General features: G+C 66.6%; 27 protein-coding genes. 12 read left to right on the top strand and 15 right to left on the bottom strand.

Features of this window, described 5'->3' with window-relative positions; translation table 11 throughout:
* Positions 1-111: 111 nt before the first annotated feature.
* Together PS060_RS16800 and PS060_RS16795 are read right to left on the bottom strand one after the other, a co-directional pair.
* On the bottom strand, positions 112-1128 hold the full coding sequence (locus tag PS060_RS16800; RefSeq protein WP_273984650.1) for an arginine N-succinyltransferase: 1017 nt from the start codon (positions 1126-1128) through the stop codon (positions 112-114).
* Positions 1125-2279, bottom strand: a complete 1155-nt coding sequence (locus tag PS060_RS16795) for a hydrolase (RefSeq protein WP_273986966.1) — start codon at positions 2277-2279, stop codon at positions 1125-1127. The genes PS060_RS16800 and PS060_RS16795 overlap by 4 nt, the downstream gene beginning before the upstream one ends.
* Before the next feature lie 152 nt (positions 2280-2431).
* Here PS060_RS16795 and PS060_RS16790 point away from each other — a divergent pair, with 152 nt between their 5' ends.
* The gene (locus PS060_RS16790) at positions 2432-4528 is read left to right on the top strand and encodes a malate synthase G (protein ID WP_273984649.1); all 2097 of its coding nucleotides are present in this window, start codon (positions 2432-2434) and stop codon (positions 4526-4528) included.
* Here PS060_RS16790 and rsmA read toward each other — a convergent pair.
* The 4 genes from rsmA to PS060_RS16770 form a co-directional block, all read right to left on the bottom strand.
* Positions 4525-5346 (bottom strand): 16S rRNA (adenine(1518)-N(6)/adenine(1519)-N(6))-dimethyltransferase RsmA, encoded by an 822-nt coding sequence (gene rsmA, locus PS060_RS16785; RefSeq protein ID WP_273984648.1) that lies wholly within the window; start codon positions 5344-5346, stop codon positions 4525-4527. The two genes, PS060_RS16790 and rsmA, sit on opposite strands and share 4 nt — an antisense overlap.
* Complete coding sequence (gene pdxA, locus PS060_RS16780; protein WP_273984647.1) at positions 5339-6349, bottom strand: 4-hydroxythreonine-4-phosphate dehydrogenase PdxA; 1011 nt, start codon at positions 6347-6349, stop codon at positions 5339-5341. Before pdxA ends, rsmA begins: the two co-directional genes overlap by 8 nt.
* Positions 6350-6362: 13 nt before the next feature.
* The gene (locus PS060_RS16775) at positions 6363-7730 is read right to left on the bottom strand and encodes a peptidylprolyl isomerase (protein ID WP_273986965.1); all 1368 of its coding nucleotides are present in this window, start codon (positions 7728-7730) and stop codon (positions 6363-6365) included.
* A gap of 203 nt (positions 7731-7933) precedes the next feature.
* A complete protein-coding gene (locus PS060_RS16770; RefSeq protein WP_273984646.1) occupies positions 7934-10144 on the bottom strand; it encodes an LPS-assembly protein LptD in 2211 nt (736 codons plus the stop codon).
* 212 nt (positions 10145-10356) lie between these two features.
* Between PS060_RS16770 and PS060_RS16765 the strand changes: the two genes are divergently transcribed.
* From PS060_RS16765 to PS060_RS16740, 6 genes are all read left to right on the top strand, one after another.
* The gene (locus PS060_RS16765; protein WP_273984645.1) at positions 10357-11817 is read left to right on the top strand and encodes a leucyl aminopeptidase; all 1461 of its coding nucleotides are present in this window, start codon (positions 10357-10359) and stop codon (positions 11815-11817) included.
* Positions 11814-11936 carry a hypothetical protein gene (locus PS060_RS16760; RefSeq protein WP_273984644.1) on the top strand — a complete coding sequence of 41 codons (123 nt, stop codon included), beginning with the start codon at positions 11814-11816 and terminating at the stop codon, positions 11934-11936. The genes PS060_RS16765 and PS060_RS16760 overlap by 4 nt, the downstream gene beginning before the upstream one ends.
* A gap of 10 nt (positions 11937-11946) precedes the next feature.
* The gene (locus tag PS060_RS16755; RefSeq protein ID WP_273984643.1) at positions 11947-12093 is read left to right on the top strand and encodes a DUF2256 domain-containing protein; all 147 of its coding nucleotides are present in this window, start codon (positions 11947-11949) and stop codon (positions 12091-12093) included.
* A 2-nt stretch (positions 12094-12095) separates the two neighbouring features.
* Entirely contained in the window at positions 12096-12581 is a 486-nt protein-coding gene (locus PS060_RS16750; protein WP_273984642.1) for a hypothetical protein, read from the top strand.
* Positions 12578-13009 carry a DNA polymerase III subunit chi gene (locus PS060_RS16745; RefSeq protein ID WP_273984641.1) on the top strand — a complete coding sequence of 144 codons (432 nt, stop codon included), beginning with the start codon at positions 12578-12580 and terminating at the stop codon, positions 13007-13009. The genes PS060_RS16750 and PS060_RS16745 overlap by 4 nt, the downstream gene beginning before the upstream one ends.
* A gap of 77 nt (positions 13010-13086) precedes the next feature.
* Positions 13087-13593 (top strand): hypothetical protein, encoded by a 507-nt coding sequence (locus tag PS060_RS16740; RefSeq protein ID WP_273984640.1) that lies wholly within the window; start codon positions 13087-13089, stop codon positions 13591-13593.
* 6 nt (positions 13594-13599) lie between these two features.
* Here the strand turns inward: PS060_RS16740 and PS060_RS16735 are convergent, their stop codons facing one another.
* On the bottom strand, positions 13600-14244 hold the full coding sequence (locus PS060_RS16735) for a dioxygenase family protein (RefSeq protein ID WP_273984639.1): 645 nt from the start codon (positions 14242-14244) through the stop codon (positions 13600-13602).
* A 172-nt stretch (positions 14245-14416) separates the two neighbouring features.
* On the opposite strand from PS060_RS16735, the gene ndk reads away from it, so the two are divergent.
* A complete protein-coding gene (gene ndk / locus PS060_RS16730; RefSeq protein ID WP_273984638.1) occupies positions 14417-14839 on the top strand; it encodes a nucleoside-diphosphate kinase in 423 nt (140 codons plus the stop codon).
* Positions 14840-14896: 57 nt separating this feature from the next.
* Here ndk and PS060_RS16725 read toward each other — a convergent pair whose 3' ends face one another.
* From PS060_RS16725 to purM, 4 genes are read right to left on the bottom strand one after another with little or no spacing between them, the layout of a single operon-like run.
* Positions 14897-16102 carry a sulfotransferase family protein gene (locus PS060_RS16725; protein WP_273984637.1) on the bottom strand — a complete coding sequence of 402 codons (1206 nt, stop codon included), beginning with the start codon at positions 16100-16102 and terminating at the stop codon, positions 14897-14899.
* Positions 16102-16389 carry a hypothetical protein gene (locus PS060_RS16720; protein ID WP_273984636.1) on the bottom strand — a complete coding sequence of 96 codons (288 nt, stop codon included), beginning with the start codon at positions 16387-16389 and terminating at the stop codon, positions 16102-16104. Before PS060_RS16720 ends, PS060_RS16725 begins: the two co-directional genes overlap by 1 nt.
* 5 nt (positions 16390-16394) lie before the next feature.
* Positions 16395-17360, bottom strand: a complete 966-nt coding sequence (gene purN, locus PS060_RS16715; protein WP_273986964.1) for a phosphoribosylglycinamide formyltransferase — start codon at positions 17358-17360, stop codon at positions 16395-16397.
* Positions 17361-17364: 4 nt separating this feature from the next.
* Positions 17365-18483 (bottom strand): phosphoribosylformylglycinamidine cyclo-ligase, encoded by a 1119-nt coding sequence (purM, locus tag PS060_RS16710; protein ID WP_273984635.1) that lies wholly within the window; start codon positions 18481-18483, stop codon positions 17365-17367.
* A gap of 69 nt (positions 18484-18552) precedes the next feature.
* Here purM and PS060_RS16705 point away from each other — a divergent pair, with 69 nt between their 5' ends.
* Genes PS060_RS16705 through PS060_RS16690 form a run of 4 tightly spaced genes read left to right on the top strand, consistent with a single transcriptional unit; the run spans position 18553 to position 21680 of the window.
* Positions 18553-19842 carry a heavy-metal-associated domain-containing protein gene (locus PS060_RS16705; protein WP_273984634.1) on the top strand — a complete coding sequence of 430 codons (1290 nt, stop codon included), beginning with the start codon at positions 18553-18555 and terminating at the stop codon, positions 19840-19842.
* A gap of 10 nt (positions 19843-19852) precedes the next feature.
* Positions 19853-20497: an HdaA/DnaA family protein gene (locus tag PS060_RS16700; RefSeq protein WP_273984633.1), complete on the top strand. Its 645-nt coding sequence runs from the start codon at positions 19853-19855 to the stop codon at positions 20495-20497.
* A 45-nt stretch (positions 20498-20542) separates the two neighbouring features.
* Entirely contained in the window at positions 20543-21286 is a 744-nt protein-coding gene (epsC, locus tag PS060_RS16695) for a serine O-acetyltransferase EpsC (protein WP_273984632.1), read from the top strand.
* 13 nt (positions 21287-21299) lie between these two features.
* Positions 21300-21680 (top strand): DUF2794 domain-containing protein, encoded by a 381-nt coding sequence (locus tag PS060_RS16690; protein WP_443112392.1) that lies wholly within the window; start codon positions 21300-21302, stop codon positions 21678-21680.
* Positions 21681-21688: 8 nt separating this feature from the next.
* Here the strand turns inward: PS060_RS16690 and PS060_RS16685 are convergent, their stop codons facing one another.
* The 4 genes from PS060_RS16685 to PS060_RS16670 form a co-directional block, all read right to left on the bottom strand.
* A complete protein-coding gene (locus PS060_RS16685; RefSeq protein ID WP_273984631.1) occupies positions 21689-22333 on the bottom strand; it encodes a DUF4328 domain-containing protein in 645 nt (214 codons plus the stop codon).
* 106 nt (positions 22334-22439) lie between these two features.
* The gene (locus PS060_RS16680; protein WP_273984630.1) at positions 22440-23642 is read right to left on the bottom strand and encodes a hypothetical protein; all 1203 of its coding nucleotides are present in this window, start codon (positions 23640-23642) and stop codon (positions 22440-22442) included.
* A gap of 72 nt (positions 23643-23714) precedes the next feature.
* On the bottom strand, positions 23715-24644 hold the full coding sequence (locus PS060_RS16675) for an SDR family NAD(P)-dependent oxidoreductase (protein WP_273984629.1): 930 nt from the start codon (positions 24642-24644) through the stop codon (positions 23715-23717).
* Between the two features lie 129 nt (positions 24645-24773).
* A complete protein-coding gene (locus PS060_RS16670) occupies positions 24774-25469 on the bottom strand; it encodes an HAD-IA family hydrolase (RefSeq protein WP_273984628.1) in 696 nt (231 codons plus the stop codon).
* Positions 25470-25473 lie beyond the last annotated feature (4 nt).

Below are 25473 nucleotides of genomic sequence, written 5' to 3'. Positions count from 1 at the left end.
TGCGAGCGACCGTCAGGTCGCGCGGCAATCCATGGTCGAACCTTGCGGCGAGCGGGCGGGCCATGGATCGCCGCGTCGCTGCGCTCCTCGCGGGTGGCGAGGAAATCAAGTCTACCGCCCCACGCTCCACACCATGTCACCCTCGCACACGTCGAGCAGATCGGCGCTGGCCGAATCGATCGCGATGCCCCCGGCGCCGTCCAGCACCCGCGCGCCGAAGCAGGCGCGGAACGTGCCGAGCCTGCCGGTGGCGAGGATCGCCCGCTCGCCCTCGCTTGCATCCACTGCGGTGACGGGGTGTTCGCAGGCGTTCTTGACGCTCGTGACATTGTCGGTCCAGGCCACCATCGTCGGGCCGCCATCGAAGATGTCGACATAGCCCTCGGCGCGGAAGCCCTCGTCCTCCAGCATCCGCATCGCGGCACGGCCCGTGGGATGGGGCACCCCGATGACAGAGCGGGCATCGTCGTTCAGCATGGCGATGTAGACCGGGTGCTTGGGCATCAGGTCGGCGATGAACTGGTTTCCGTTGATCGCGTTGAAATAGTCCGCGTCCTGGAAGCTCATCCCGAAGAAGCGCCCTGCGACACCGTCCCAGAAAGGCGATCCGCCGCGCTCGTCGATGATCCCGCGCAATTCGGCAAGGATGCGGTCGGCAAAGCGCGCCCGGTGCATGGCGACGAACAGATAGCGTGAGCGGGCGAGCAGCAGGCCGAGGCCGCCGGCGCGTTCATTGGGGTGGAGGAACAGCCCGCCAACCTCGCTCGATCCCTCAAGGTCGGTGACAAGGCTGAGGAGCTCGGCGCGCACCGTGCGGTCAAGCTCCTGCGAATACTGGGTGAGGGTGTTGAGACGATAGGAATAGAACGGCCAGCGCTGGCCGACCTTGGTCATCAGCTGGCAGGTGCCGCGCACCGCCCCGGTGCGGGCGTTTTCCAGCACCAGCACGAACTGCTCGTCGGCGAGCGTTTCGTCCTCGCGGGCGAAAGCCGCCTCGGCCCGTTCGAGCTTGCCGCGCAGCGCCGCGCGATCGGGCGGCAGGTTGGTGAAGCCCCCGCCCGTCAGTTTGGCCATTTCATAAAGTGCCTCAAGATCGGCGGGGCGCGCAGCGCGCAGGCGGAAGGTCAAGATATTGCTCCCTGAGCAAGGCGCTCGATCACGCGGGCGGAAAGCGCTGCGCGTTCGGCAAGACTGGGGACGATGAGATATTCGTCCGGCGAATGGATCGCGCCGCCGCGCACCCCCATGGTGTCGACCACGGGCACGCCGCAGGCCGCGATATTGTTGCCGTCGCACACCCCGCCGGTGGATTGCCAGCGGATCGTCTGGCCAAGTTCCGCGCCGCATTCCCGCACGAGATCGAACAGGGCTTGCGCGCGCGCATCGACTTTCTTGGGCGGGCGGGTGACGCCGCCATGGCGGTGGGTGGCAACTTCGTGAGCCACCTCAATGCTGCGCAGCAAAGCGTTGAGATCGTGATCGAAGCCCTCGGCGGCCACGGTGCTCTTGGGGCGCACGTTGAAGCGCAGCACAGCATGGTCGGGCACGACATTGTTCGCGGCGCCGCCTTCGAGCTTGGCCGGATTGATGGTGATCTGATCGTTCTCCAGCGCCTTCAGCCGCAGGATCAGATCGGCCGCTGCGACAATCGCATTGCGCCCTTCGTGCGGGTTGCGCCCGGCATGGGCGCTTCTGCCTGTGAACGTGATCGAATAGTTCCCCGTCCCCCCGCGCTCGTGCGCCAGCGTGCCATCGGGGAGAGCGGCCGGCTCGTAGGTGAGCGCGGCTAGCTTGCCCGCGGCGAGTTCGGCAATCAGCGCGGCGCTGGCAAGCGAGCCGGTTTCCTCATCGGAGTTGATCAGCACATCATAGCCCAGCGATCCGGCGCTCGCGGTCTGTTCGAACGCCATCAGCGCATGGAGCATCACCGCGATGCCGCCCTTCATGTCGGCGACACCGGGGCCGTTCAGTGTTTCGCCATCCAGCCAGGTCTGGCGCTGGAAGGGGTGATCGGCGGGGAACACGGTGTCCATGTGCCCGGTCAGCAGGATCCGCCGATTCGCCTGCGGGCGCACCCGCACCACCATATGCTGGCCGTGGGGCTTTTCGAACGCGCTGCCATCTGCGGCGATGGCGGTGACGGGTGACGGATCGACCAGTTCGACGGTGCCGGGAAGCGCGGCGAAAGCCTCGGCCAGCGCGGCGGCCTGCGCCGCCAGCCCGGCCAGATTCGCCGTGCCGGTGTTGATCGCGCTCCAGGCTTGCACCTGCGTCAGCATCGCGGCGCTGTCGATTGTTGCCAATGTCCCGTCCATCCTCTCCCTCTAGCCGGGAGCGCGCGCCTGTCCAACCCGTTGCAATCGCATCGGGCCTGCGCCATAGGGCCAGCCGTCCTCTCCTCCCCGGGCTCTGACAACCCACGAGGACACTGATGACTGACATGACGACCCGCGCCGGTATTGCGATTGATGGCCGGCTGGCGAGCTTCCTTGAAGGCGAGGTTCTGGCGCCGCTTGGGCGGGATGTGGACGATTTCTGGCAGGGTTTCGCCGCGCTGCTGGCCGACTTTGCGCCGAGGAACCGTGCGCTGCTGGAAAAGCGCGAGGCGCTGCAGGCACAGATCGACGCGTGGCACTTGGAACGCGCGGGCAAGCCGCACGATGCCGCCGCCTACAAGGCCTTCCTGACCGAAATCGGCTACCTCGTCCCCGAACCCGGTGCGTTCCAGATCGGCACCCAGAACGTCGACCCCGAGATCGCCACCATGGCCGGCCCGCAGCTGGTGGTGCCGATCCTCAACGCCCGCTTCCTGCTCAATGCCGCCAACGCGCGCTGGGGGAGCCTCTACGATGCCTTCTACGGCACCGACGCGCTCGATGCGGCCCCCGCTAGGCCCGGCGGCTATGACGAGGCGCGAGGGCAAGCGGTGATCGCGCGCGGGCGGGCGTTCCTCGACGCGACCTTCCCGCTGGCGAGCGGGAGCTGGGCCGACCTTGTGGCCCGCGAGGCAATCGCGCTTGCCGATCCGTCGCAGCAGGCGGGCACCACCGACAAGGGCGTGCTGCTGAAAAACAACGGCTTGCACGTCGATGTTGTGTTCGATTCCGCCACCCCCGTCGGCGCCACCGACAAGGCCGGGATCGCCGACATCATCGTCGAGGCCGCGCTCACCACCATTGCCGATTGCGAGGACTCCGTGGCGGCCGTCGATGCCGAGGACAAGCTGCTGGCCTACACCAACTGGCTCGGCATCATCCGCGGAGACCTGTCGGAGAGCTTCGAGAAGGGCGGCAAGACCCTCACCCGCACGCTCGCGGGCGACAAGAGCTACACCGCGACCGACGGCACCGCGCAGACACTCAAGGGCCGCAGCCTGATGTTCGTGCGCAATGTCGGCCACCTGATGACCAACCCCGCGATCCGCCTCGCCGATGGCAGCGAGATTCCCGAGGGGATCATGGACGCGGTATTCACATCGGCCATTTCCACGCTCGATGTTGAAGGCCACGGCAAGTTCGGAAACTCGCGCACCGGCTCGATCTACATCGTCAAGCCCAAGATGCACGGGCCGGAGGAATGCGCCTTCACCAACGACCTGTTTGACGCGGTGGAAGACCTGCTCGGCCTGCCGCGCCACACGATCAAGGTCGGGGTGATGGATGAGGAGCGCCGCACCTCGGCGAACCTTGCTGCCTGCATCCAAGCGGTGAAGGACCGCATCGTCTTCATCAACACCGGCTTCCTCGACCGCACGGGCGACGAAATCCACACTTCGATGCGCGCTGGGCCGATGCTGCGGAAAGGTGCCATGAAGAGCAGCGCGTGGCTCAAGTCCTACGAGGCGAGGAACGTCGCCATCGGCCTTGCGCATGGCCTCTCGGGCAAGGCGCAGATCGGCAAGGGGATGTGGGCCGCGCCCGATCTGATGGGGCAGATGATGGTCGAGAAGGTCGGGCACCTCAAGGCGGGCGCGAACACCGCGTGGGTGCCGTCTCCCACCGCCGCGACGCTCCATGCGCTGCACTACCACCAGATCGACGTGTTCGAGGTGCAGAAGCACCTGCCCGAGCCCGCGGGCCTCGATGACCTGCTGGCGATTCCGCTGGCGGAGGGCGCGAACTGGTCTGCGGAGGAAGTGCGCGAAGAACTCGACAACAATTGCCAAGGCTTGCTTGGCTACGTCGTGCGCTGGATTGATCAGGGCGTGGGCTGTTCCAAGGTGCCCGACATCAACGATGTGGGCCTGATGGAAGACCGCGCGACCTTGCGCATCTCCTCGCAGCACATCGCCAACTGGCTGCTGCACGGTGTGATCACCGAGGCCCAGGTGATGGACTCGCTCACCCGCATGGCCGCCAAGGTCGACGCGCAGAACGCGGGCGACCCGCTTTATGTGCCGCTTACCGGCAACGAGGACGGTGCGGCCTTCAGTGCGGCGAAAGATCTGATCTTCAAGGGCGTGGAGCAGCCCAGCGGCTATACCGAACCGCTGCTGCACGCCTGGCGGCTCAGGAAGAAGGCGCTCTAACTCAGCGCCTTCGCCACGGCGACAAACTCTGCCACACTCACCGTCTCGGCCCGCCGCGTTTCGTCGATGCCGAGGTTTGCCAGCGCCTCCAGCGCGCCCGGCACGCCCTTCAAACTCTGGCGCAGCATCTTGCGGCGCTGGCCGAAGGCGGCCTCCGTGAGGCGTTCGAGCATCCGCGCCGAGACGCCCTCGGGCATGGCGGCGGGGGTCACGTGGACGATCGCGCTCATCACCTTGGGGGGCGGGGTGAAGGCGCTGCGGTGGACTTTCATCGCGAGCCGCGCCTGGCTGCGCCACTGGGCGAGGACGGCGAGGCGGCCATAGGCGTCGCTATCGGGCACGGCGACGATCCGGTCGGCGACCTCGCGCTGGAACATGAGGGTGAGCGACTGCCACAGGGGAGGCCACGCCTCACCCCCCAGCCAGCGCACGAACAGCGCAGTGCCGACATTATAGGGCAGGTTCGAGAGCACGTGGAACGGCTCGCCGCCCATCAGCTGCGCGTGATCGAGCTTCAGCGCGTCGCCTTCGATAACAGTGAGTTGCCCGGGAAAGCTCTCACCCAGCTCGGCCAACGCTGGCAGGCAGCGGCGATCCATTTCGATCGCCGTCACGCGCGCGCCTGCCCGCAGCAGCGCCCGCGTCAGCCCGCCGGGGCCGGGGCCGACTTCGAGCACCGGCTGGCCCGACAGGTCACCCGGCAGCGCAGCGATACGCGCGAGCAGTTGCTCGTCGAGCAGGAAATTCTGCCCCAGCGCCTTGGACGCGGCAAGGCCGTGGCGGGCGATGACCTCGCGGATGGGGGGAAGGTCAGGCACTGGCTGCTGCCCGTGCCTTCGCCATCTCAGCCGCCATCACGATCGCGGCGGCCATCGCGCCGGGATCGGCCACACCCTTGCCCGCAATATCGAAGGCGGTGCCGTGATCGGGCGAGGTGCGGATGATCGGCAGGCCGAGCGTGACGTTGACGCCCTCATCCACCTCCAGCGCCTTGATCGGGATCAGCGCCTGATCGTGGTACATCGCGAGTGCCGCGTCATACCCGGCGCGGGCGCGCGGAGTGAACAGCGCATCGCCGGGGACAGGGCCAAAGGCCGCGATCCCTTCGGCCTGCAGCGCGGCGATGGCGGGCGCGATGATGCGCGCTTCCTCGTCACCAAATTGCCCGCCTTCGCCCGCGTGCGGATTGAGCGCTGCAATCGCGAGGCGCGGGTCAGCAATGCCGAAATCGCGCCGCAGCCCGGCTGCTACAATCCGCGCCTTGTGGACGATAAGTTCGACTGAAAGCAGCGCCGGCACTTCGGCAAGCGCGATGTGGACGGTGAGCGGCACGGTGCGCAGGGATGGCCCGGCCAGCATCATCACGGCATCGCGATAGGGCCGGGCGCAGGCATCGGCGAGATACTCAGTCTGCCCCGGATAGTGCCATCCGATGGCGGCCAGTGCTCCCTTGGCAACGGGCGCTGTAACCAAGCCGCTCGCCGCTCCTGCCAGCGCGCATTTCGTGCCCCATTGCAGCGAGGCCAGCGCGAGGCGCGCGCCGTCTTGCGACGGGTGGCCGGGGTTCCACTGCCCCTCCAGCAGCGCCAGAACCGGCAGGCCGACGGCACTGGCGAAGGTAGCCTCTTCGGGGCTGGCAATCGGCACGATCGGGCAGTCGATACCGAGCGCTTCGGCCGACTGCTGCAACAGTCCTGGCCCGCCGACCACGAAGGCGGGCGGCGCGCGGCGTTCGGCCCGCAGCCGCGCCCAGGCGCCAAGGATCACCTCAGGCCCGATCCCCGCCGGATCGCCCAGACTTATCGCAAGCGGGGTCGTCACGCCTGCCAAGGCGTCAGTTGTATTCGATGTAGGCGTCGTTGCGCAGGTCGCGCAGGTAGCTTTGCGCGCGCTTGTTGACGCGCTCTTCCTCGATCTGCTCCATCACCGCTGCAAAGGTCGGGGCGCCGGCATCGGCCGGATCGTCACGCCCGCACAGCATCAGCACGCGCACACCTTCCTGAATGCCGCCGAAGGGCGGGGTGGCCTGACCGATCTGGAGATTGAGGATGATCGCGCGCAGCTGCTCGGGCAGGTTGGCCGCCTTGATCTGGTCGTTGGTCACAACTTCGGCGCCGATCGCCTTGGCGCCGGCATCAATATCGCCGCAACCGCGCGCGCTTTCGATGAACTTGCCGAACTCGACAACCCGCGCTTCGGCCTGTTCCTGCGTCACACCGGGGGCGAAGCTGATCGAGATCTGCTTGAGGCTCAGGATCGATTCGCTCGGATCGGGCATCAGCACCTGACGCTTGTTGATGAGGTAGATGATCGAGAAACCGCCGGGAATCTCGATCGGCCCCTGCAATTGTCCGGCCTGCATGGTGCGCACCGCCGCTGCAAGCTGTGCGGGCAGCTGGCCGAGCCGGAGCCAGCCCAGATCGCCGCCGACCACGGCGCTGCTCGCCTGCGAATACTGGCGCGCATAGGCGACGAAGCTGCCGCCCTGCTGCAGCTGCTCCATGATCTTCTGCGCGTTCTGGAGCACGGCTGCGCGGTTCTCGGTGGTGGCAGGCAGATAGATTTCGCCAAGCCGGTATTCATCGGTGCCCTTGGCGTCCTTCATCCGCTGGAGCACGTCATTGACCTCTTCGGCCGAGACGTTGACGAAGGGGATGACCTTGCGGCGCATCAGGTTTTCCCACGCCACTTCGCCCTCGATCTGCCGCTTGAGCGAGGTCGCAGACGAGCCGATGGAGGCGAGGTAATCGTCCATCTTCTTGGGATCACCGCCAAAGTTCTGCGCGGCGAGCTGCTGGTAGGTCTGTTCGACCTCCTCCCGCTTGGCCTCGACCTCTTCGGCTCTTGCGGCCTGGATCTTGAGCGTTTCGTCGATCAGGTTGCGCAGCACCTGAACGCGCAGGCGGAGCATTTCCTCTGGCGGGATCGGGGCTTCGGAAGAGGCGGTCACCAGCGCAACGCGCTGGTCGATATCGGTGCCGGTGATGACGAACCCGTTGACCATCGCAGTCACGGTGCGGCGGTCGGGATCGGCCCTGCCGAACAGGGTGATGTCTTCAGGCAAGCCAAACGGATTGTCGGCCGTGGGCACTGCCACGGTCTGCGCGGGTGCGGCCACCGGCGCCAGCGCCAGTCCGATCATGCCGGCCACGGCCAACGCAGTTCCGGTGCGGGCAAACATCGCCTTGGTCAACAGCTTCACACTCACTCGAATAATCCCGTTTCTTGGCCCGCGGCCGAGCCGAAATGTCGCGCGACCCTTGCGCGTGGTTCAGCAATGCCGCGGCTTTGCTGAACGATAGCTGAGTCCCGCCCTGATCCCGCGCGGCGGGGACACTGCCCGTTGGGGCTGCCCTTTAACGCGATTTGCCCGCGCTGCCAATTGATGCGCGCAATTGGCCGGGGCTAACGGAAGCCGAGATTCCGCAGGGCGAAGAACACCTGAAACGCATTGCCGCGCCGCGCATCGCCCGCGTCGATGAAATCGCGCCGCCAGGTCGCGCCGAATTCGATGCAGTCATCGGCATAGGCAACGCCAAGGCGCGTGCGGATCGGCTGGAAGCCGTCCGGCTGGAACACCGGATCTTCCTCCTCGTCGGTGAGGTTGAAGACGCCCGACCCGAAGATCGACCACTTGCGCCCGATTGCCACACGCGCAGCAGCGCGCACCTCCTCGCGGTCACGCAGGTCTTCGACCGTGGCGATGTCGCGATTGAGGCGCAGATAGCCGACTTCAAGATAGGTGCGGCGCGATCCGATGGTCGCGTCGATCTCGTTGCGGCGCACTGCGAAATTGTCCTTGTCGAGCCGGAAGCGGTGCGTGAAGCTGACGAGGTTCTTGAAACGCACTTCGGTGCGGCCGACGAAATCGGTGACGCGTTCGGACAGGCCGGTGCCTTCAGGGAAGAGGCCGGGTTCGAGACTTTCGAGCCGGAAGGATTGGCCGATGGTCGACGAGATCCGCCAGCCGGGGCGCTGCAATTCCCAGTCGACGCCCCATGTCACGCGGCTGCCGTCTTCCACCCGGTCATAGCCGGGGAAGCGGTTGAGGGCGAAGAGGTTGGAATCCTCCAGATCAATCGCGCGGGCATCTTCATTGGGGACCGCGAGATTGCGGATCTTGGGGCTGGCGACCAGTTGCAGGCGCGGCTTGAACACCTGTGTGCCGCCGAAGGCCTCACCCACGAAGGGCCATTCGATGTCGATGGCCGCCGTGGCGATGCCGCGCGCGGTCCAGCCTTCGGTGCCACGATAGGCGATGGTGGTGGTCGCCCCCACATTGTTGGTGTTGTAGACATCGCCGCGCACCAGTGCGGTGAGGGTGACGACCTGCCCCATCCCGGTCAGCCGCTTCAGATCCCACTGGGCTCCGGCAAAGGCGCGCTGGGTGTCCTGCCCGTCATTGCGCAGCAGCGCGAGCGAGTTGGCCTGGAACATCAGATTCCCGCCCAGCACGGGGTCTGCAATTTTCTGGCGATAGTCGATCGCCGGCAGGGCGAGCGGCACCTGGCCCTGATCGGCGTTGAGGCGCAGGGTCTGGGTCGCCCAACCGGCGATCGAGAAATAGGAATTATCGGTGATGCGTTCGAGATTGATGGTCGAACGCAGCCGGTCATCGCGGCTGATGTCGTAGCGGCGCAGGAAAGTGCGGTCGGACGCGAGGCGGATTGATCCCGTCAGGCTCCAGTCGGGCGAAAACTGGAAACGGCCATTGGCATCGAAGTAACCGCGCGGATCGCGCTGAAAGCTGTCGGCACCGGTGAGGTCGGTGGTGCGGTCGGAAAATGTGACGTAGCCGGTCGCCTGATAGGCGCCCTTTTCGGTCAGGTGCCGCCACTTGGCGCTCGCCATCGGGGCGACGTTGGAAAAGACATAGGCGCCCAGCGTCAGATCGGCATTGTCGGCAACGCGCAGGTAGTATTCGCCGGAAAGCTCCAGTCCGTTGACCTGCGTGACGCGCAGATCGGGGACGAGAAAGCCCGAGGCGCCCTTGCCGTCCGTCCTGAGGCCAAGCCCCGGCAAGGGCAGGATGCGCGCGCCGAACAGTTCGAGCATGGCGCCGGTAAAGCGGATTTCGCCCGCCTTCTGGTCATAGGCGACGCGGGAAGCGGTGATCCGCCAGCTGGGATCCTGAGCGCAGCCCTCTGCATCGGTCACGGGGCAAGCGGTATAGGCCGCATCCGCGAGCACCGCGACGCCATCGGCCCCGCGCGTGGCGGATCGCGCAGCAAGGCGGCCGCCTGCGCGCAGCGCGATCAGCAATTCGCTCATCGCGCCGGTGTCGAATTCTTCGGTCAACTCGACCTGATCGGTGAACAGCTGGTTTCCGGCTTCATCGACCAGTCGGATATTGCCGCTGGCGATGATCTTGCCGGTATCGCGGAACCACACCACCTCGTCGGCGCGCACCGAGCGGTCTTCGGAGCGCAGGATGACGTTGCCGCGCGCGGTGACGGTTTCGGTCTCGTTGTTGTAGCTGAGCTCGCTCGCTTCGAAGTCGATCTGGCGCGGCTGATCCGCGGTCGCCGCTGCGGCGGGGGCTTCGGCCTGCGCTGGCATCTGCGCGGCGAGCGCGGCAGGGCTGGCGGCAAAGAGCAGCGTCGCAGCCACACGCATGGCGCGACCCCGCGTCCGCCCGTTCGCCGGGACGCGCTGGGCATGGCACGCGCGGGTGCGCGATCCGTCTGGCAAGCCTCCCGACATGGCCTTGCCTATTGCACCGCTCGGGCCTAATCGCAATCGCCATTGCGCCCCGGTGCGCGCGGCTCGTCGCACGCGCTCGGCATCGTGGCTGCTTGCCCCGATTTCTTGCTTTCTCCGGAGTCCCCATGCAGATCCAATTCACCGCCACGCCCCCGTCCGACGTTCGCGTTCATGCGCGGGTGATCAATCAGGGGCAGGCGTTGGCCGGGCTCGATCCGGCGCTGGTCGAAGGGGCAGCGGCTTCGGCGTTTACGGGCCGGGCAGGGACGCTGTTCGAAGGCTTCGCCAGCACCGGCGGCAGCGTCAAGCGGATCGCGCTGGTGGGCGCGGGCGATACCGGCGCAGCCGATCGCCGTGCCAATTGCGAAAAGGCGGGCGCTGCGCTGACCGCCAAGTATCTCGTTTCGGGCGAACGCGCGCTGGTGCTCGATCTCGGTCACGCCGCGCTGTCGGCTGATGAAGCCGCTGCGCTGCTGCTGGGCTTGCGTCTGCGCGGCTGGCGGCATGACAAGTATCGCACCCGCCTTGCTGCCGACAAGCGCCCCTCGCTCGATCAGATCCACGTGACCGGCGCGCCCGAGGGCACCGAGGCCGCGTGGGAACGCGAAGCCGCTCTCGCCAAGGGCGTGGAGTTCACCCGCCACCTCGTGACCGAACCCGCCAACCTGCTTTATCCCGCCACCTTTGTGGCCGCCTGCGAGGAGGCCTTTGCGGGCACGGCGGCGGAAATCACTGTGCTGGGCGAGGATGAAATGGCGGCGCTCGGCATGGGCGCGCTGGTCGGCGTCGGGCAGGGTTCGGAGCGCGAATCGAAGCTGCTGGCGATCCGCTGGAACGGCGGCAACCCCGGCGACAAGCCCACCGTCTTCGTCGGCAAGGGTGTCACCTTCGACACCGGCGGCATCTCCTTGAAGCCCGGGCCGGGCATGGAGGACATGAAGTGGGACATGGGCGGTGCAGGCGCGGTCGCGGGCGCGATGCTGGCGCTGGTCACGCGCCGCGCGAAGGCCAATGTCATCGGCGTCATGGGGCTCGTCGAGAACATGCCCGACGGCAAGGCCCAGCGCCCCGGCGATGTCGTCACCACCATGAGCGGGCAGACGGTCGAAGTTCTCAACACCGATGCCGAAGGGCGGCTGGTGCTGTGCGATGCGCTCCACTGGGCGCAGGAGCAGTATGACCCTGCGCGCATCGTCGACCTCGCCACGCTGACCGGGGCAATGATCATCAGCCTCGGCAACGAATATGGCGGGATGTTCGCCAGCGACGACACCCTCGCCGCCCAGCTGACCGCCGCCGGACAGACGAGCGGCGACAAGCTGTGGCGAATGCCGCTCGGGGCCAATTACGACAAGCTGATCGACTCGCCGATCGCCGACATGAAGAACATCGGCCCGCGCGAGGCAGGGTCGATCACCGCGGCGCAGTTCCTCAAGCGCTTCGTCAAGGATGGCCTGCCCTGGGCGCACCTCGACATCGCGGGGATGGTCTGGTCGAACAAGCCCGGCCACACCTGGGACAAGGGCGCGACCGGTTATGGCGTGCGCCTGATCGACCAGTTCGTGCGGGATGTGGTCGAGGGTTGAGCAGATTCGCGCATTTCGGCCCGCAGGGCCGCAAGCCCGACCGGGCGCCCGCAGCGATGCGGCCCTCGGGCCGCGTGAGCGAGGAAGCCAAGGGCGCGGATGCGCCCGCCGGCGTTTGAGGCAACAAACATGCCGAAAATGCGGAAAAAGAGCGACCTGCCGACCAAAACCTGCCTCGCTTGCGGACTGCCCTTTACCTGGCGCAAGAAGTGGGAGCGGGACTGGGACAATGTGAAATATTGTTCCGACCGCTGTCGCAGGGGCAAGGGGGGATGAGGATGCGCAGCGCGGTGCGGGTCGGCGTGGCGGCGGTGGTGCTGGCAAGCGCCAGCCCCGCGCTGGCGAGCGATTTTTCGGGGATCGCCCGCGTGTTCTGGTGGGCGATCGCCGCCGGGTGCGTGCTGATTGCGCTCACCGTGACATTCATTCGTCGTCTGCGCCATCCGGGCACGCCTGAAGGCGACATGGTGCTGAGCATCGCTGCTGCAGTCGTCCTCGCTCCAGCCGTGCTTGTGAATGTCGAAGGGCAATGGCTGCCCACGCCCTTTCCGGGCCTGGCTATTGCCTTGCTCGACGGAGCGGCAGACCTGCTGTTCCCGGTTCCTCTGATGGCGATGGTGCTGTGCTGGTTCGGCCTCTCGCGGCTGTTGGCCCGGCTGCGGGCGCGGCACGAGACCGGGGAGGACGCGTCCTCAAGCAGCGAAGCGGTAGGACGGCAAGAAGCGTCCTCAAGCAGCGAAGCTGTAAGGCGGCACGACCCATGAAGCTCGATTTCTGGCAGGTCACCGATGATCCGGTCGAAAAGGTCGTGGCCCTGATCGCCAAGCGCGCGCTGGGGCAGGGCGAGCGGGTGCTGGTGGTGGCCGCCGATCCCGCCCAGCGCGCCGCCATTTCGGGCGCCTTGTGGCAGGGTGGGGCAGAGACCTTCCTCGCCAATGGCGAAGCCGGTGCCCCCGGCGCAGATCGCCAGCCGATTCTGCTTGGCAGCGAGCCCGTCGCCGCCAACGGCGCGAGCCATCTGATCCTGGCTGACGGCACCTTCCGCGAAACCAGCGGCTTTGCCCGCGTCTTTCTGCTGTTCCCCCCTGACCGTGCCCCAGATGCGCGGGCAGCCTGGCGCGCACAGGATGGAACCGGGGTGGAGCGTGCCTATTTCGCTCAGGAAGCCGGGCGCTGGGTCAAGAAGGGCTGAGGCTCGCCGCAAACCCTTGCTCTTGCGGACGCTTTGCGGGATGCTGGGCGCATTGTAACCCTTGGGGGGGAAACCGAATGCGCACATCTGCACTCATCGTCGCTGCGACCGCCATGCTCGGCCTTGCGGCCTGTGGCTCGGAAACCTCGGGCGAATTCACCACCGCCGACGGCAAGGATGGCGAATATACCATCGACAAGGAAACCGGCGAGACCAGCATGACCATCACGGACGAGGACGGTGAGGCCTCGTTGCGCGCAGGCACGAATGTCCCCGTCAGCTTGCCTGATGGCTTCACGCTGTTTCCGGGGTCGAAAGTGGTCAACAACGCGGTCGTCAATCAGCCTGATGGGCAGGGCACGATGATCACCTTCGAGGCCGATGCGCCCGCGGACAAGGTTGTGGCGCATTATCGGGATGCGGCCAAGGCTGCCGGGTTCGAGATCCAGATGGAGATGACCACCAACGGCACCCAGATGGTCGCCGGCGAGCGCGCGAGCGACGGGGCCACCATGTCGGTCACGGCCACCAGCGGCGAGCCGACCAGTGGTCAGATCATTCTTGCCACCAAGAAGGCTGGCTGAGCCGCCTCAGCTCTCGCCGAGCACGATGTCCCAGCGGTAGCGGTCGGCCGCGTCCGCCTGCTGCTGCGCCATCGCGGTCACGGCATCTTCGCCCAGCATATTGTAGAGGCTGTCCTTGCTGTTGGTGGCGTAGTCTTCGGTGAAATACATCTGCGTGATCAGGCGCGCCTGCCGGCCCTTGATGTCGAAATGGATATGCGGCGTGCGCCAACCGATCGGGCTGTCATAGCCTGACGGCTTGATGGTGCGGATGCGCCACTCGCCGCTCGGCCCTGTCATCAGCCGCGCGAAGCCCTGGAAATTGGGATCGAGCGGCGCGGTGGCGACATCGCCGGGATGGGCGTAGCGGCCTGCGGCATTGCACTGCCACAGTTCGAGTTCGGCGCCGGTGACGGGATTGCCCTTGCGGTCGAGCACGCGTCCGGTCACTTCGATCACCCGCCCCAAGGCACGGCCGGACTGGCCCTTGATCTGGGTCATGTCGAAATCGTCGTCACCCGGCCGGATGATCGGATAGAACGGGCCGAGCGGCCCCCCTGCCGTTTGCGCCGGCTCTGCCGCCCGCGCGATCCCGCCCCCGAAGACAAGCCCAGCCGCCCCCAGCGCAGCGCTGCCGAAGTGACGGCGCGACAATCCGTGATTCTGTCCCATGCTGTTCCCCCCAACACCAGCAACCCCGTCCGCGATGGTATCATGTCCGCTGCGCGATAGAAACAGCGCCCTCAGCGCCCATGCCAGCGGGAGACTTGCCATTTTGCACCGCACCATCTACGGGCCGCGCCAAATCTTCCCCCACAACAAAAGACGTTCACAGGAGCATATCATGGCGGTCACCCGCACCTTCTCGATCATCAAGCCCGACGCCACCCGCCGCAACCTCACCGGCGCGGTCACCAAGATGCTGGAAGAAGCCGGCCTGCGCGTCGTCGCTTCCAAGCGCATCCATATGACCCGCGAGCAGGCCGAAGGCTTCTACGCGGTTCACAAGGAGCGCCCCTTCTTCGGTGAACTCGTCGAATTCATGATGAGCGAGCCGGTGGTGGTCCAGGTGCTCGAAGGCGAAGACGCCGTGACCCGCAACCGCGACATCATGGGCGCGACCAACCCGGCCGACGCCGCCCCAGGCACGATCCGCAAGGAACTGGCGCTCTCGATCGGCGAGAACACCGTCCACGGTTCGGACAGCGAAGAAAACGCGGCGATCGAAATCGCGTTCTTCTTCAAGCCGGAAGAAATCGTCGGCTAAGGCTGCGCGCCTTGCGATCTTGAAAGGGCCGTCCCGCGAGGGGCGGCCTTTTTGCTGTCAGGCGCCTGCAAATCGCGCCAATTGCTCGGCATGGGCGCGGTGGTGGCCGTCCTCGCTGGCGGCCATGACCTTGCGCATCGCGGCGCGCGCTTGCGGAGTGAGGGTCAGGCCAAGATCGGCATAGATGCCCGCGATAGCCGCCTCCCAATCGGCGTTCAGCGCATCGAAACAGGCGCGTGCCTGCTGGCTGTTCCAGCCTTCGAGTGCCGCGGCCATGCGGGCTTCGCGCAAGGCAATCTTGTGCCGCCAGCGGGCCTCGATCTGATCGAGGCAGCACCCATCCGACTGCATCGCCATCTGGTTCGCCGCGAGGCTGATCGCGCTCTTGAGCACGGCCTCATGCTCGCGCTCCGCCAGAACCAGCCGCGCGTCGGGGAACAGGGCAAGCAGGGTCGACAGGTCTTCGGCAAAGGCGGGAACCTTCAGCACGCGGGGCTTGTCGGCGAGGCCGCGGTGTGCGGCGTCGGTCTGGAGGATGCGTCGGAATTCGCGGTAGATCGGCAGGGGATCGCGTGCTTCGCTCCATGCCGAATAGGTCGGGATATGCCACTGCGATTCGTAGATGGAGTGGTGCAGCGCGGCAGAGATCCACGCCAGCTCCTCCTCGACCGCGGCAGGGGCCATCGGGTGGATCGACTGCATCCACGGATTGAGCAGCCCGAGCATGGCGAGCTCCATCGCCGCCTTCACCCGGTTGACGCCGAGGCGCGAGGGCACGGGGTGATAGGCGTCGCAGTAGCGGGTGTGGGAATGCGCGGGATCGGCGGCGAGCAGCGTGTGGATGCGGGTCGTGCCGCTGCGCATGTGGCCGATGACGATGATCGGCGGGGCGAGCGGGGTGTCGAGCAGCTCGGGGCGTTCCAGCCACAGGCTGCCAAAGGCGAGCCGGTTCTTCACCGTCCGCGACAATTGCCCCCAGGCCATTGCGCGGCCCAGCGGGTTGAGATCGGCCTCGGCCTCGACGCTGGCGATCAGCCGGGCAAGCCGCTCGCGGAAATCGGCGACATCTGCCTCCGATCGCCCGCCATGTTCGACCGCCTCGGCCCGCGCACCATAGGGCTTGGCCGCCAGCGCCCACAGCTCGTCTGGATCGAGCTGCGGCGGAGGCAGCCACCCGCGTTCCCACGCCTTGCCGAGGAAGTCGTTGGCCTTCTCGGCCAGTGGGCCGCGGGCGAGCAGATGATCGCGGGTGGGGCGAGGCATCAGAATTCGATCCCGCGTGATCGCAGCCGCATGGTCAGCCCTTGTATGGAAAGAACGAAGGCCAGCAGGGCTAAGCACCAAGGGATCGGGGCGAGAAACCCTTCACGAATGATCTTGGAGCGGTTCTCGATCTGGTGCTGGATTGCTGCTTCGCATTCGCGCGTTCCGGGATCAGGGCCGTGGCCCTCGCTGTCGGCGCAACCAATAGGTGCGGAATAGGTCTGCCACCCCGACAGCGCGGACAAGCCGAGTGTCAGCACAAGGCCGAACGCCAGCGTGAGAAGCATCCTCTTCAAAACTCGTCCGCCACATCCATCAGCCGGGTCAGCCGCTTGGGTGCCGCGCCGCGCCAGCTGCGCTCCAGCCATTCGCCGACCGCGTCCCAGTCCACCCCCGGGCGGTTGAGGATGATCCCGACCCACCCGCTCGCGCCGTAATAGGCGGGCTTGAAATAGACCTCGGGCTGATCCTCGACCAGCGCGAGCAGCTCGTCCATCGATCCGGTGCGCACGAGGCAAGCGATGTGCGGCGTGCCATGGTGCTGATCGGCGAAATAGGCGAAATATTTGCCGGTCTTCTCGCCGCCGACGCGGAAGCCGGGGCTGCCGTGGCTTTCGCGCTCGTCGCTCTCGGGCAGGGCAAGGGCGAGCGCACGCACGCGGGCCAGCAGTGCGACAGGATCGCGCCAGCGGCTGACATAGTCGGCCACGGCACGCGGATAGAGCTGGTGTTCGGCGAGTTTCACCCGCTCGGCAAGGCTCTGCGCCGTCTCGCCCGGCGTGATCGGCACCGCGATCTGCGCCAGCACTTCGCCCGCGTCGAGTTCGGGCGTGACCAGATGGACGCTCGTGCCACCATGGCTGTCTCCCGCGGCAATCGCGCGGGCATGGGTGTCCAGACCCTTGTATTTGGGCAGCAGCGAGGGGTGGATATTGAGCATCCGCCCGGCCCAGCGGCGCGCGAAGCCATCCGAGAGGATGCGCATATACCCGGCGAGCACGATGGTGTCCGCGCCTGCCTCCAGCACGGCTGCTTCCATCGCGGCGTCGTGCGCCTCGCGAGTCATTCCCTTGTGGGGCAAGGCGAAGGTCGCAATGCCTTCCGCCTGCGCGAGCGCAAGACCGCCTGCTGCGGGGTCGTTGGAGGCGACCAGCACCACCTCGTAGGGGCATTCGGCCATGCGGCTGGCATAGACCAGCGCTGCCATATTGGTGCCCGCGCCGGAGATGAGGACGGCGATTTTGGCCTTATGCGTCAAGGCGTCAGCCAAGATGCGTCGCGCTCCAGTCGCTCTTGGCCGACCATGTTTCGACCGATCCGCGCACCGTGCAGCCCTTCGCGCCCGCTTCGATGCGGCCGACGGTAACGACGGTCTCGCCCGCCGCTTCGAGCTTGGCGGTGACTTCGGCGACATTTGCCTCGCTGACGGCCAGCACCATGCCGACCCCGCAGTTGAAGGTGCGCGCCATTTCTTCCGGCTCGATGTTGCCCTGCGCCTGCAGGAAGGCCATCAGCCGCGGCTGGGGCCAGAGGTCGGCATCGACATGGGCGTGCGCGCCATCGGGCAGAATACGCGGGATGTTTTCGAGCAGGCCGCCACCGGTAATGTGGGCCAGCGCATTGATCAGCCCTGCGCGGATCAGAGGCAGGAGGCTTGCGACATAGATGCGGGTGGGGGCGATCAGGGCGTCGATCAGCAGCACGTCCTGATCGAACAGGGCAGGGCGATTGAGCTTCCAGGCCTTGTCCGCTGCGAGGCGGCGCACCAGCGAATAGCCGTTGGAATGGACGCCGCTGGACGCCAGGCCCAGCAGCACATCGCCCGGCGCGACCTTGTCGCCCGTCAGCTGCTCGCCACGCTCCACCGCGCCGACGCAGAAGCCCGCAAGGTCGTAGTCGCCGGGTGCATACATCCCCGGCATCTCCGCCGTCTCACCGCCGATCAGCGCGCAGCCGGCGATCTTGCAGCCTTCCGCGATCCCCGCAATCACGCGCTCGGCGACGCCGTTCTCGAGCTTGCCGGTGGCGAAATAGTCGAGGAAGAACAGCGGCTCTGCGCCCTGGACGATCAGATCATTGACGCACATCGCGACCAGATCGATGCCGACCGTGTCGTGCTTGTCATGCTCGATCGCAAGCTTCAGCTTGGTGCCGACGCCGTCATTGGCGGCGACCAGCAGCGGATCAGAGTAGCCCGCCGCCTTGGGGTCGAAAAACCCGCCGAAGCCGCCCAGTTCGCTCGTCGCACCGGGCCGCGCGGTGGCCTTGGCCAGCGGGGCGATGGCCTTCACCAGCGCATTGCCCGCGGCGATGGAAACGCCTGCGTCGGCATAGGTGTAGCCCGAGCCTTGCGGCTTGCTCTCGTTTGTCCCCGAAGTCATGCACGCCGCTTTAGCGGTTCGCGCTTGGAATTCCACTCGCCATTGGGCAAAGGAGACGCGATTTTCCCCATGAGCGCCACGCTTTCCCTTTCCGGCCCGGCAGCGGCCCCATCCCGACCGCTGCGGCGCTGGCTGGGCAGTGCGGGCTTGGCGCTTGCCCTGCTGGGCGGCGGCTATGCGGTGATCGCGCAGGTCGCAGGCGAGCGCGGGATCGCGCCGACTGCCGCCAGCGCCGACATCGAAGTGCGCGGGATCAGCGTCGATGTTCAGGGAAAGAGCGCCGAGGACGCGCGCTCCAATGGCTGGCGCGAGGCACAGCGCAAGGCGTGGGAAAAGCTCAAGGGGCCCAAGATTTCCGACAGCCAGCTCGAAGGGCTCGTTTCGGCCATCGTGATCGAGAAGGAGCGGCTCGGGCCACGGCGCTACATCGCGACCCTTGGCGTGGTGTTCGATCGCCAGCGCGCGGGCGCCTATCTCGGAGGGGCAGCGCAGGCGGTGCGATCGGCGCCGTTGCTGGTGATCCCGGTGATGGAGAGCGGGGGCGCTTACGTTACCTTCGAACAGCGCAACCCCTGGCAGCGTGCCTGGGCCGAGTTCAACCCGGGGCAAAGCCGGATCGATTACGTGCGTCTGTCTGGCGCAGGGGGCGATTCGCTGCTGGTCAATTTCGGGCAGGCAAACCGCCGCAGCCGCGCATGGTGGCGCTCGACGCTCGACCAGTATGGCGCGACCGATGTGCTGATGGCCTTCGTCCGGCTCGACCATCAGTTCCCCGGCGGGCCTGTGACCGGCACCTTCACCGCGCGCTTCGGCCCGGACAGCCGGCCGCTCGAAAGTTTCCGCCTCAAGGTGGAAAACCCCGATGCGGTGCCAACCATGCTGGCCCAGGCGGTCGAGCGGATGGACGGGATCTTCACCACCGCGCTAGCCGAAGGCAAGCTGCGCCCCGATCCGAGCCTGCGGCTGGGGGCGGGCGGCGCCATTGATCCGGCGATCCAGCGCCTGATCGAGATCGGCCGCGCGGCGCAGGCCCGCAAGGCTGCCGAGGCGGCAGCGGCTACGGGTGCGGTGCCGCAGATCGTGCCCCAGTCCGTCACCGGGATCGAACCGGGCGAAGCGCCGGTGCGCAGCATCACCGTCCAATTCGCAACACCCGATGCCGCCGCCTTCGACAATGCGCTGGGCGCGGTGCGCGGCACGGGCGGAGTGCGCGGCGTGGGCGTGACCAGCACCGCCATCGGCGGGACTTCGGTGATGAGCGTCAGCTTTGCCGGTTCGCTCGACGATCTGGCCGCCGCGCTCGAAGCGCGCGGGTTCAATGTGCGGCGAGGGGCAAACGCGCTCGCCATCAGCCGATAAGGCCGCGCGCGTGGCCGAGCCTTCGCAAATCGCCCTGCCGCTCGCCGCGCGCGTGCCTGCGGGGGCGCAGCGGATCGTGGTGGGCGATGCCAATGCCGCGGTGATCGAGGCGTTGCAGTCCCCGGATCGCTGGCCCTTCCATGTCGCCGTCCTTACCGGCCCGGCGCGGTCGGGGAAGAGCCTGCTGGCGCGCTGGGCGGCGGGGCTGCACGGCGACACGCTCGAAGTGATCGACGATGCCGAAACGTGGGATGAGACCGCGCTGTTCCATCGCTGGAACGCCGTGCAGCAGGGCGGCACCCGTGAGGGCGGGGCGCTGCTCCTGGTGGTCAATGCCGCGGAGGAGGGCTGGCGCATCGCGCTGCCCGACCTTGCCTCGCGGATCGGCGGATCGCTCCAACTGGCCATTGGTGCGCCCGACGATGCGATGGCGGGCGAGTTGATTCTGGCCCATGCCGAGGCCCGCGGGCTGAGCCTGCCCGAGGGAGCGGCGGATTATTGCGTCCCCCGCACGGAGCGCAGCTTCGCCGCGATCGAGGCCTTGGTGGCGGCAATTGACCGTATCTCTCTTGAACGCCAGTCGCCTGCCACCATGTCTGTGTGGCGCGCCGCGCTTGAAGCCCTGCACGGGCCGGAGCAACAGCGCCTGCTCTAGCAGCCGGATTGCATCGGCTGCACTTTGGTGGGAATATGACGGGCCATGTTTGACCGGCTGATCGACTATCTGGACTCTGTCCGCGCTCGCGACCCCGCACCGCGTTCGCGCTGGGAGATCCTGCTTTATCCCGGCGTGTGGGCGCTGGGTTTCCACCGGATCGCGCATTGGCTGTTCGAAGCGCGGATGTATTTCCTCGCGCGGGTGGTGAACCACATTTCCCGCCTGCTCACGGCAATCGATATCCACCCCGGCGCAACCATCGGGAAGAACTTCTTCATCGACCATGGCTTTACCGTGATCGGCGAGACGGCGGAGATCGGCGACAATGTCACCATCTACCAATGCGTCACGCTGGGCGGCACAAACCCGGCCAACGGCAAGGGCGGCAAGCGCCACCCGACGCTGAAGGACAATGTCATCATCGGGTCTGGCGCGCAGATCATCGGCCCGATCGTGGTCGGCGAACGTGCGCGGGTCGGCGCCAATGCGGTGGTCACCGACGATGTGCCCGCAGGGGCGACGATGATCGGGTTGAAGGCCCGTTCGACCCTCGTTCCGGCCGAGGAATGGCTGCGCGAATTCATCCCCTACGGCACGCCCTGCGATGATCCCCCGTGCGATGAGCAAGGCGCCCGCACCAATCGCGATTGCGTCGAAAAGCTCGAAGCGGAGATGGCGGCCATGCGCGAGGAGATGGCGGTGATGAAGGCACTGCTCGCCGAACGCGGCGGGGCCGCACCTTCGCCCGAGCCGGTGCAGCTGCGCAAGAGCGGAACCTCGGATTGAACGGAGCGGGCGATTGAGCGGAGCCAGCGGACGACAGACCCCGCCGCCGGGGGCAGGGCAGGTGCTCGCCTTCCCGCAGGTGCGCGGGGCTGATCAGGTCGGGTTTGAACGCGCGGAGCTGATGCGTATTCTCGACCTCTATGGCCGCATGGTCGCAGCTGGCGAATGGCGCGATTACGCGATGGACTTCACCCGCCAGGCGGCAACCTTCGCGGCCTTCCGCCGCGCCGCCGAACGCCCGCAGGCGCGCGTCGAAAAGCGCCCCGCGTTGCGCGCCAAGCAGGGAATGTGGACGCTGTTTGGCGAACACGGCCAGATCCTGAAGCGCGGACACGATCTTGCCGGTGTCCTTGCGCCGGTCGAGCGACGGCTGCTCAAGGCGGTCGATGAATAGCCCCGCGCTTACTCGAACACCCCGCCTTCGGCCGATCCGCTCAGCTGGTTCTGCGTGACCTGACGGATCACCTTGACGAGGAAATAGGCCGATCCGGCGTTCAGCAGCAGGGAAAACAGACGCAGCGCCATCACCGCCTCGATCGGCGTGGTGACATAAAGGCCGGGGACGGCATCGACCAGCACTGTCGCTGCCACCATCGCACCCATCACCGATCCCACGATCAGGCAGCTCCACCAGCTGGTGACATCATCGACCGTCGATTCGGCGAATTCCGCTGGCTCGCCCGCGCTGCGATTGGCCAGTTCGCGCATCGCCACGAAGGGCACGAACAGGTTGGCGATGGGCACGAGGAAGCTGAAGGTCGCCCAAGCCGGGGAATGGCGCAGGCCTGTCACCCCCACGGCGCGCAGATTGGCGTGGGCGGTGTAGACCCATAGCAGCAAGGGGATGGCTGCCAGCATGAACATCGTATTGCCCAGGATGCTGGCAAGGCCGATGCCGATGGCAAAGGGATTGACGGGCGAAATCCGCGTCTCGCTCGAAAACCAAAAGGCGATCAGCACCACTGTCAGCAGGGCAATGGCGATCACGACCCATGCGGCAATGGTGGAAAGCAGCGCGTAAATGCGCAGGTTACTCTTCTCGATCACGTTTGCGCCCCCAATTGCTTGGCCCCAAAGAAAGAGCCCCGTCAGACCATCGCCTGACGGGGCCATTCTGTCTTGCTCGCCCTGAATTGCAAGGGCAGACGGGCACTTATGCCGGGCTGGCTCCGGCAGGCGGGGCGTAGGCGGGCTCTTCCGTTGCCGGGAGCATCGCCTGAAGGCCGGATGGCAGCAGCGTCACCACCCCGCGCCGGATCGGTTGCCAGAAGGCCGAGAGGCTGAGCAGCGCCGACCCGATCACCAGCGCCGTCAGCGCGAAGTTCAGTTCGACCGCGCCGAATTCGCGGAACAGGAAGGTCAGCGCGAACAGCACATAGGCAAGCGCCGAGACCAGCAACGCGCGCCGGTCGGTTGCCAGCGCGACCAGACCGAAGGCGATATAGGCGCCGAGCACGGCCACCGCTGCGCCGACACCCGGATTGTCGCCATCGGTCACACCGAGCAGCGCGAAGATCGGATGCGCGATCATCGGCGCGGCAAGCAGGTGGAGCCAGAACGCAACGTCAGAGCGGCGCGTGGTGCGCGCCCGGTCCGACATATCCCACCGCATCGCGAAGGCGAAGACGCACAGGCCAGCCACCAGCACAAGGGAGAGGACGAGCCGCTCGGAGAGGTTGTCGGGGCCAATCGCGGCTGCCAGCAGCGCCAGCACCGTGCCTGCGACGGCGGCAGAGCCCGCCGCAACCGTGATCGGCACCATGAACCGCCGCCAGTGCAGCCATGCCGCGCCGGCTGCCACCAGCGCCGCGCCTGCGACGAGCACGGCCACCAGGGTGTCGTTCTCGTTGGAGCCTGCCTCCGTCAGCAGCACAAGGCCCATGCCGGTCGCGAAGACCCCGCCGACAAAGGCGAGCAGCAGCAGGATCGACGGCAGGGCCATGCGGCGCTTGGCAGTGAAAAACAGCGCCAGCGGCCATGCGGCAGCGGCCACGAACAGCCCTGCCAGCAAGGCGGTGAACGCGTTGTTGCGATTGGACGCGGCATCATAGGCGTCGATTGCCGCTTCCTGCGCAGCCGACAATTCGCCGAAGGCCGGGACGCCGAGATCAGGCCACAATGGCTCGGGCGCGATTACGCCTGCCAGCGCCTGCCCGATCGCGCCGAGTGCGACCAGCAGGATCACGATCCCGATGCTGACGAAGATGTCGTTGAACGAGTTCAGCAGCCGGAAGTCTTCTTCCGATGCGTGGGGCAGGGCGCGCATTGCGCTCATGTGTGCCCGGAAATTCGCCGCCGCTTCCGCGCTCAGCGCGCCTGCTGCGACGGCGGAATTGAGATCATCATCACTATACACCGGGCATCCCTCCCCCTTGATTTGGCGGGAGAGTGCGCCCGGTGTCTTAGTTTGTCAATACAGTAAGGCGGCTCAACCCCGCGCCGAGCTCGGCCCCGTACCGGTGACCTTCTGCATCGCGCGCAGAATGTTGCCCGACTGCTCGCTGCCCGACTGCGGGGCAACGAGGTTGGTGAAGGAATTGATCTCCTCCCACCGCGCGGCGAAGCCTTCGAGGGTGCGCTCGCCTTCCGGCAGCCAGACGGCATCGTTCATCACCGTCCACGAGGAGTGATAGCCGCCCGCGCCTGCGCCGACGATGGCGTTGGTCGGCGCGTCTTCGCTGACGAGGAACAGCGCGGCCGGCACGACGTTTTCGGGCGCGAAGAGCTTGAAGGCTTCTTCAGGGAAGAGGTCTTCGGTCATGCGGGTGCCCGCAACCGGCGACAGCGTGTTGACGCGCACGTTGTACTTCGCGCCTTCCAGCGCCAGGGTCTTCGTAAGACCCGCCAGACCAAGCTTGGCCGCGCCGTAGTTCGCCTGACCGAAATTGCCGAAAAGGCCGGTCGAGGAGGCGGTCATCAGGATACGGCCATAGCCCTGCTCGCGCATGGTTTCCCAAGCGGCCTTGGTGGCGAAGGCCGAACCGGTGAGGTGCACCTTGACGACGAATTCGAAGTCGGCCGGTTCCATCTTGGCGAAGGTCTTGTCGCGCAGCACGCCCGCGTTGTTGATGAGGACATGAACGCCGCCCCACTTCTGCTTGGCGTCGGCGATCATCTTTTCCATCTGGTCGAATTCGGTGACCGACGCGCCGTTGGCGATGGCTTCGCCGCCCATCGCTTCGATTTCGGCGACGACCTGCGCGGCCGCGTCCGAGGTGCCGGTGCCATCGCGCGATCCGCCGAGATCGTTGACGACGACCTTCGCGCCGCGGCGGGCGAGTTCGAGCGCGTAAGCCTTGCCGAGCCCGCCGCCTGCACCGGTGACGATGGCGACCTTGTCCTTGAAGCTGATGGTCATGGGATTCTCTCTCCTCTTGGATGTGAGAGGGCGTGCTTTACGCCCGCGTAAACCGATATGCGGCGCGCTGCGTGGCACTTTCGCGCGAGCGTTGCAACAGCCGAACTGACAGGTGGCGATGCCGTAGGGTCAGGTCGACGGAACGAAGGTCTTCAGGGTCGGAATCAGATCCGTGAACGAATCGATCACGCCATCCGCGCCCAGATCATGCGGCGGCCTGTCGCAATAGCCGTATGCCGCCGCGATCACCGGAACGCCTGCCGCCTTGGCGGCGCGCACGTCATAGGTCGAATCGCCCAGAAACACGAAGCGCCCGCCGCCCAGAGCTTCGCGCGCGGCAAGAACGGGGGCGGGGTGGGGCTTGGCGAGGAACTGGCCGTCCGGCCCTTTGCCCATGGAATCGCCACCGATCACCGTTTCGAAGGCGTCGATCAGATCGAGCTGCGCAAGGACGGAGCGGGCGAAGGCTTCAAACTTGTTGGTCACCACCGCCATGCGCACACCCGCTGCTGCCAGCTCGCGCAGCCCCTCGCGAACGCCGGGATAGGGGGCCGTGTGGACTGCGTTGTTCGCCTCGTAGAAGCCGAGCATTGCCTTGTAGAGCCGCTTGAACTCCGCTTCCGGCAATCCGCCCTGCGCCTCAACCGCGCGCGCCAGCATGATCTTGGCCCCGCCGCCGATCAGGTCTTTCGAGGTCTCAACCGACACCGCCTCGAACCCGCCCAGCACCAGCGCATGGTTCACCGCAGCGCCCAGATCGCGGAAGGTATCGAGCAGGGTGCCGTCAAGATCGAAGCCGATCGCGTCGAAAGGGATGGTTTTCATGGGG

The sequence above is a fragment of the Erythrobacter sp. BLCC-B19 genome, from assembly GCF_028621955.1.
In the GTDB taxonomy this organism is placed as follows: Bacteria; Pseudomonadota; Alphaproteobacteria; order Sphingomonadales; family Sphingomonadaceae; genus Erythrobacter.
This window is presented reverse-complemented; position numbering and strand designations above follow the sequence as displayed.

Coding starts and splice junctions, on each gene's coding strand:
- PS060_RS16740 (WP_273984640.1), top strand. CDS start 13,087: ATGCGCACATCTGCACTCATCGTCGCTGCGACCGCCATGCTCGGCCTT.
- PS060_RS16795 (WP_273986966.1), bottom strand. CDS start 2,279: ATGCTGACGCAGGTGCAAGCCTGGAGCGCGATCAACACCGGCACGGCG.
- PS060_RS16725 (WP_273984637.1), bottom strand. CDS start 16,102: ATGCCTCGCCCCACCCGCGATCATCTGCTCGCCCGCGGCCCACTGGCC.
- PS060_RS16790 (WP_273984649.1), top strand. CDS start 2,432: ATGACTGACATGACGACCCGCGCCGGTATTGCGATTGATGGCCGGCTG.
- purM (WP_273984635.1), bottom strand. CDS start 18,483: ATGACTTCGGGGACAAACGAGAGCAAGCCGCAAGGCTCGGGCTACACC.
- PS060_RS16735 (WP_273984639.1), bottom strand. CDS start 14,244: ATGGGACAGAATCACGGATTGTCGCGCCGTCACTTCGGCAGCGCTGCG.
- PS060_RS16705 (WP_273984634.1), top strand. CDS start 18,553: ATGAGCGCCACGCTTTCCCTTTCCGGCCCGGCAGCGGCCCCATCCCGA.
- PS060_RS16675 (WP_273984629.1), bottom strand. CDS start 24,644: ATGACCATCAGCTTCAAGGACAAGGTCGCCATCGTCACCGGTGCAGGC.
- PS060_RS16670 (WP_273984628.1), bottom strand. CDS start 25,469: ATGAAAACCATCCCTTTCGACGCGATCGGCTTCGATCTTGACGGCACC.
- ndk (WP_273984638.1), top strand. CDS start 14,417: ATGGCGGTCACCCGCACCTTCTCGATCATCAAGCCCGACGCCACCCGC.
- PS060_RS16755 (WP_273984643.1), top strand. CDS start 11,947: ATGCCGAAAATGCGGAAAAAGAGCGACCTGCCGACCAAAACCTGCCTC.
- PS060_RS16745 (WP_273984641.1), top strand. CDS start 12,578: ATGAAGCTCGATTTCTGGCAGGTCACCGATGATCCGGTCGAAAAGGTC.
- PS060_RS16765 (WP_273984645.1), top strand. CDS start 10,357: ATGCAGATCCAATTCACCGCCACGCCCCCGTCCGACGTTCGCGTTCAT.
- epsC (WP_273984632.1), top strand. CDS start 20,543: ATGTTTGACCGGCTGATCGACTATCTGGACTCTGTCCGCGCTCGCGAC.
- PS060_RS16720 (WP_273984636.1), bottom strand. CDS start 16,389: ATGCTTCTCACGCTGGCGTTCGGCCTTGTGCTGACACTCGGCTTGTCC.
- PS060_RS16750 (WP_273984642.1), top strand. CDS start 12,096: ATGCGCAGCGCGGTGCGGGTCGGCGTGGCGGCGGTGGTGCTGGCAAGC.
- PS060_RS16770 (WP_273984646.1), bottom strand. CDS start 10,144: ATGCGTGTGGCTGCGACGCTGCTCTTTGCCGCCAGCCCTGCCGCGCTC.